Source organism: Mesorhizobium sp. M1E.F.Ca.ET.063.01.1.1 (assembly GCF_003998155.1).
In the GTDB taxonomy this organism is placed as follows: Bacteria; Pseudomonadota; Alphaproteobacteria; order Rhizobiales; family Rhizobiaceae; genus Mesorhizobium.
Genome location: NZ_RZSC01000375.1, coordinates 1 through 5,682, shown reverse-complemented (window position 1 = coordinate 5,682; position 5,682 = coordinate 1). Strand labels below are relative to the sequence as shown.

Genomic DNA, 5,682 nt, shown 5'->3' with positions numbered 1-5,682 from the left:
GCCCGGCGCAGTGCCGTCCGACGTCGGCAGCGGGCGGATGCCAGAATAGGCATAGACGATCTGCTCGCGCCCGAAGGAAAGACCGGGCAAAAGCGCGCGCAAGCTCGCCAGGAAATAGTCGATCTCGTCATCCTCGCAGCGCACCGTCTCGGGATCGGCGGCGCGGATATCGGTCGAGCCAACCAGCGCCCGGCCGAGATAGTCGAACACCAGGCATATGCGGCCGTCATTGGCCTCGAAGTAGATCATGCGGCCTTTCAACGCCCGCAGCAAGTCGGGATGATCGAGCAGTATGTGCGAACCCTTGGTGCCACCGACCAGTCGCGACGGTGCGCCAAGCGCTGCGTTGACACGATCGATCCATGGCCCCGCCGCGTTGACGACGATGCGCGGTCGGAAGCAGCGCTCGCCGCCCTCCGGCAGGGCGAAGCGCACGACGCCGCCGTCGCTGTCCAGCAGATGCGCGTAGTTGAAGGCCTCGGATTGAGGGCTGGCCCTGATGCCGTCCTGAAGAAGCTCGAGCACCAGCCGTTCGGGATGACGGACGGTGGCGTCATAGTAGGTACCGGCCGCCACGATGCGTGGCGTCAACGGCGGTATCTCGGTCAACGCCCGCGCTTTCGACCACAGCGTATGCCTGGGCATGACGCGGTGGCGGGCGCCGTAGAAGTCGTACATGGCGAGACCGATCTTGATCAGGAGAGCGCCGCGGCCGCGCGGCGCGGTCGTGCTGCCGAAAAGGGTGCGCAGCGCCGCCCCGATCCCCGTCAGCCAGGAAAAGATCGGGATGACGGTCGGCAGCGGCCGCACGGCATGCGGCGCGTTGCGCAACAGAAGGTTGCGCTCCAGCGTCGATTGCGCGACGAGGCTCAACTCGCCCGTCTCGAGATATTTGATACCGCCATGGATGAGCCGCGACGGTGCGGCGCTGGTGCCGGAACCGAAATCCGCCTTGTCGACGATCGCGACCTTCAGGCCCTGTTCGCACAGATCGCGAAACAGGCCGGCGCCGTTGATGCCGGCACCGATGATGAGGACATCGACATCCCGTGACGTCGCGGTCATTGCACCGGCACGATCTTGAGATTGACCCCGGCCGCCTTCAGGCTGCCGGCAATCTCGTCGGGAAGGCCGTCGTCGCTGAGCACGAGATCGAAGTCGGTGAGGTCTGCAAACAGATGCAGCGCCACCTTGCCGAACTTGGAGGAATCGATGAGCAGTACCGTGCGCGAGGCGGCGGCGGCCATGGCCTGCTTTACGCGCACCACCTGCGGATCCTGGATCAGCGTCGCGGTCTTGTCGATCGCCGAGGCCGAGCAGATGAGCAGATTCACCCTGATCTTCTGCAGAGCGCTCTCGCAGATGTGGCCGATGAAGGCGTTGTAGGTCGGGTGGTATTCGCCGCCTAGCAGGATCAGCTTCAGGTCGTCCTTGTCCACCAGTTGTTCCGCCAGAGACAGGCTGTTGGTGACGATGGTCAACGGCGCGATCTGCGGCAGGAACGGGCCGACCGCGTTGGCGGTGGTCGAATCGTCAAGAAGAACGACCTGGCCCGGCTCGATCTCGGCCAGAACCGCCCGGGCGAGCGCCTGCTTGGCGGCGGTCGCATGGGTCTGGCGGAAGCGGAAAAGGCTCTCGTAGACGCCGGACGGCTGCGCGCTGACCGCTCCATGCAGCTTGCGCAACACACCCTGGCGCGCCAGTTCATCGACGTGGCGATGGATCGTCATGCGCGAGACGCCAAAGGCCGCGACAAGCTCGTCGATGCGCGCCTCGCCATGCTGAATGACATAGTCGGCAATGTCCTGCCGGCGATTGTCCGCGTTCATGGCTTCCCCTTTTCCGCGAGCGCTTCGATCGACGGCCAGGCGTCGGCGAGGCGGTTGGCGATGTCGCAGTGCAGCCGGTAGCGCTTGTCCATGGCAGCGCTGCGCTCGGGGTCGGGCCGGTAGGCGCGGCCGAGCGTGGCGAGCTCGCGCGGATCGTGCCGTGGGGAAGCGAACAGGCCGACGCCGGCTCCGGCGCACAGCGCCGCGCCCCACGCGGCGGCCTCCTCCGTCTCGGTGACCGTGATCGGCATGCCGAGCACATCGGCGAAGATCTGCGCGAAGGCGGAATTACGGGAAATGCCGCCGGTCAGCCGCGCCTCGCGCGCCGGGAAGCCTTCGCGCAGCGCATCGACGTGAACGCGATGGTTGAAGGCAATGCCTTCGATCACCGCCCGCAGCATGTCGCCGCGGTCATGCCAGCCGCGCAGCCCGAGGAAGCCGGCGCTGGCAGCCGGACCATGCGGCGAGCCGAACAGATAGGGATGGAAGAGCAGTGTCGACGGCCGCGCCAACGCCGCCTCGATTTCCGGACCGACGATGGCGTGGATCGAGCGCCCGTCAGCTTCCGCCTGCGCCCGTTCGGAACCGCACAGCGTGTCGAGGAACCAGTCGTAGTTCGCCGCCGACGCCGGCGAGATCGACATGTTGTTCCATTCGCCGGGCTTCAATCCGTTGCGGCAGAACCACCGGGCATCGATGCGTGGCGCGGCCGAGACCGTCTCGTTGATCGAATAGGTGCCGGCAACGATGGCGACCACGCCCTCGCCATAGCCGCCGATGCCAAGCGCCGAGGCGGTCACGTCGTGCAGGCCGGCCACAACCGGCGTGCCGGCGACGAGGCCCGTGTCCCGGGCCGCTTGCGCCGTAATGGTGCCGACCAACTCGTCCGGCCGCGCGATCGGCGGCAGGGCATCGCCGAGCGCTTCGAGACCGAAGATCGAGAGGATGTCCGGCGCGTATGCTTGCGTATCGACCGCCGTGAACGAAGTGCTCGCTTCGGTGAGATCGGTGCCGAGGCTTCCCGTCAGGCAGAAACGCAGCCAGTCCTTGCAGGCAAGCACGTGGCCGATATGGGCAAAGCGCTCCGGCTCGTGATCGCGTATCCAGGCCAGCAGCGAAGACGGCGCCGAGGCATGCGGCGCCTGACCGGTCTGCGACAGAGCCTTCCTGGCCGTCCCATCGGCGTTCCATCGGGCCGCAACGTCTCCAGCCCGGCTGTCCAGCGACAGGATGCCGTGTCCGAGCGGCTGGCGATCACGATCGAGCATATAGAGCCCGTCGCCGTGCGCAGTGGTGGCGACGGCGGCGATGTCGGAGGCCGGTCGGCCGCAATCGGACAGCGCTTGCGCGATCGCTTCGGCGGCAGCCCGCCAAAGGCCGTTCATATCGCGCTCGACGTGGCGCGGCTCGGACATGATCTGCGCCACCCGGCGGCGGGCCACGGCCAGCGGGGCGCCGGCCTCGTCGAAAACCACCGCCTTGGTCATGGTCAGGCCGCTATCAATTCCCAGCAGACAGGGCATCCGCTCCTCGCCATGCACATAGCGTGCATCTCCTAGAGAATGCCCATATCATGATGTTAAATTAACATCAATAAGTGTTACAATTCGGATGCCGCGGCGTCTCCTTGCCGAACGGGGGCGACGATGACGTTCATGCCGCCTGCCTTCATCGCCTCGATCTGCCTGGGTGGGGTCCCATCGTCGACGACGATGACGTCGAACTCGTTGAGCGCGCACATGGCATACAGTGCCCGGCGCTCGAACTTGGTGTGGTCAGCCAGCAGGATGCGCATGGCGGAGCTGTCGAACATGGCGCGTTTGGTCTCGACCATTTCCGGCGACTGGTGGAACACCATGCCGTCGGTGATGGCCGACATCGACATGAAGACGCGATCGGCCCTCAGCCGCCGGATCTCCGTGACCGTGACCGGCCCCATGAAGGCATTGCACCAGTTGTAGAACTGGCCGCCAAGCCCGAGCAGCGTGAGGTCCCGCGTGCCCTTCAACTCGTTCATCAGGGTGATGGAATTGGTGATCGCCGTCAGCGGCACGCGCGCCGCAAGATGCGGCACGAGCTGCAGGACGGTGGTGGAATCGTCGAAGAAGACGGCCTGGCCGGGTTCCAGGAAGGCGGACGCCGCCTGCGCGATCGCGCGCTTCTCGGCAGACTGGCGCGACGAGCGGTAGACGTCGCTCGATTCGATGAGGCTGGTCGGCGCGGCCGAGACGATGCCGCGCGTCTTGCGCAGCAGACCCTTCTCGACCAGTTCGTCCAGGTCGCGGTGCGCGGTCATCAGGCTGATGCCGAAGCGTTCGGTGAGGTCCTCGATGCGCATCGTGCCCTCGGCCAGCACGGCCTCGGCCATCATCCGGCGGCGTGCAAGCTGACGCGCGTGGCGGCTGTCGGCGGGCACCTGATCCGCAGCAAGGGTCTTCAACGCCTGCTCGGGCCGAATCTCGCGATCTTTCATCCAAGCCTCTCCTGCCGATGCCATTCGCATATCTGGCGCCGATGGCAAGCGGTGCGTTAAGGGCGAGCAGTGTTTTGCGCATCGAATGCATTCTGCGCGGCAGGAAAAGGGGCGCGCATGATGCGCGCCCCAGTCCGTGGTTTACTGGGAAAGCGTAAACGGCCCTGTGTATTTGTCGACATTGTCCTTGGTGATCAGGGCACAATCGAAGAGCTGCTTCTCGGAGGACGCGCCTGTCGAGCCGGTCTTGATGAACTTGTCGGCCTGCTTTACGGCTTCGGCCGAGAAGACCGCGACAGGCTGCAGTACCGTGTATTGCATTTCGCCCGCCTTGACGGCGGCGACCGCGTCCGGCGAGCCGTCGAAGCCGCCGACCTTCACCTGGTCGAGCTTGCCCGCTTCCTTCAGCGCCGCAATGGCGCCAAGGGCCATCTCGTCGTTGCCGGAAATGACACCCGCGACGTCGGGGTGGGCCTGCAGCAGCGATTGCATTTTCTGGTAGCCTTGGGTGCGGTCCCAGTTGGCCACTTCCTTGCCGGCCTTCTTGAGGTCCGGATACTGGGTAAGCACGGTCTCATAGCCGTTCGAGCGTGTCGCCGCATTGTTGTCGGCCGGGTTGCCGAACAACTCGACATAGTTGCCCTTGTCGCCGATCGCCTCGACCCATTGCTGCGCGCCGATCGCGGCGCCTTGGGCGTTGTTGGAGACGAGCTGTGCCTTGGCGAGACCATCCTGGTTGATCTCGGCGTTGACCAGGAAGACCGGGATGTTGGCGGCGACCGCCTTCTTGATCGCGCCGACCGAACCGTCGGCATTGGCCGGGTCGAGGATGATCGCCACCGATTTGTTGGTGATGGCAGTGTCGATCATCGTGCTTTCGGTATTGGTGTCGCCCTTGTGGGCGCTGACATTGGCTGTGTAGCCGAGACTCTCGGCTGTGGCCTTGGCGACCTGGCCCTCGGTGAGCCAATACGGATTGGCCGGATCGGTCACGATGATGCTGATCAAGCCCGCCGCCCAGGCATGGCTTGCCATGAACGGCAGCGTCGCGGCAGCGACCAAGAGCATCCTTCTGGTTTTATTGATCATTTCTCTCTCTCTCCCTTTTACAGATTGCGGTTGCGGATTGCGGTTGCCGATTTGTCTCGGCCTTCTTTCCGGTCGGTCTCCTTGCGTCCCGGAGAAGCTTGCGGCGAGGCGCGGCATCATTGTCGGACGCCGCGGGCCCCGTACTGGATGGTGTTCATGAGCACGGCGAGCACGATGACGGCGCCGGTGAAGACGGTCTGCCAGTAGGACGACACGCCGATGATGACGAGGCCGTCCGAAAGAAAGCCGATGACGAACGCGCCGAGCATGGTGCCGCGCACCGTGCCGCGG

5 protein-coding genes and 1 pseudogene are annotated in these 5,682 nt (G+C 65.2%); all 6 read right to left on the bottom strand.

All coding sequences use genetic code 11. The features are described from left to right. The coding region (locus tag EOA29_RS22965) for an FAD-dependent oxidoreductase (protein ID WP_127221595.1) at window positions 1–1,065 on the bottom strand (1,065 nt) is incomplete at its 3' end. After that, a complete protein-coding gene (locus tag EOA29_RS22960; protein WP_126092887.1) occupies window positions 1,062–1,829 on the bottom strand; it encodes a DeoR/GlpR family DNA-binding transcription regulator in 768 nt (255 codons plus the stop codon). The genes EOA29_RS22965 and EOA29_RS22960, both read right to left, overlap by 4 nt. Beyond that, complete coding sequence (locus tag EOA29_RS22955) at window positions 1,826–3,352, bottom strand: FGGY-family carbohydrate kinase (RefSeq protein ID WP_126092888.1); 1,527 nt, start codon at window positions 3,350–3,352, stop codon at window positions 1,826–1,828. The genes EOA29_RS22960 and EOA29_RS22955 overlap by 4 nt, the downstream gene beginning before the upstream one ends. Window positions 3,353–3,429: 77 nt before the next feature. Continuing rightward, entirely contained in the window at window positions 3,430–4,302 is an 873-nt protein-coding gene (locus EOA29_RS22950) for a DeoR/GlpR family DNA-binding transcription regulator (RefSeq protein WP_126092889.1), read from the bottom strand. 141 nt (window positions 4,303–4,443) lie between these two features. Beyond that, entirely contained in the window at window positions 4,444–5,391 is a 948-nt protein-coding gene (locus EOA29_RS22945; protein ID WP_126092890.1) for a D-ribose ABC transporter substrate-binding protein, read from the bottom strand. Between the two features lie 116 nt (window positions 5,392–5,507). Beyond that, a pseudogene (locus EOA29_RS22940) lies at window positions 5,508–5,682 on the bottom strand (ABC transporter permease); the annotation flags it as partial.

Excerpts from the sequence above, each read along its gene's own strand:
- EOA29_RS22960 (WP_126092887.1), bottom strand. The coding sequence starts at position 1,829 with ATGAACGCGGACAATCGCCGGCAGGACATTGCCGACTATGTCATTCAG.
- EOA29_RS22955 (WP_126092888.1), bottom strand. The coding sequence starts at position 3,352 with ATGCCCTGTCTGCTGGGAATTGATAGCGGCCTGACCATGACCAAGGCG.
- EOA29_RS22950 (WP_126092889.1), bottom strand. The coding sequence starts at position 4,302 with ATGAAAGATCGCGAGATTCGGCCCGAGCAGGCGTTGAAGACCCTTGCT.
- EOA29_RS22945 (WP_126092890.1), bottom strand. The coding sequence starts at position 5,391 with ATGATCAATAAAACCAGAAGGATGCTCTTGGTCGCTGCCGCGACGCTG.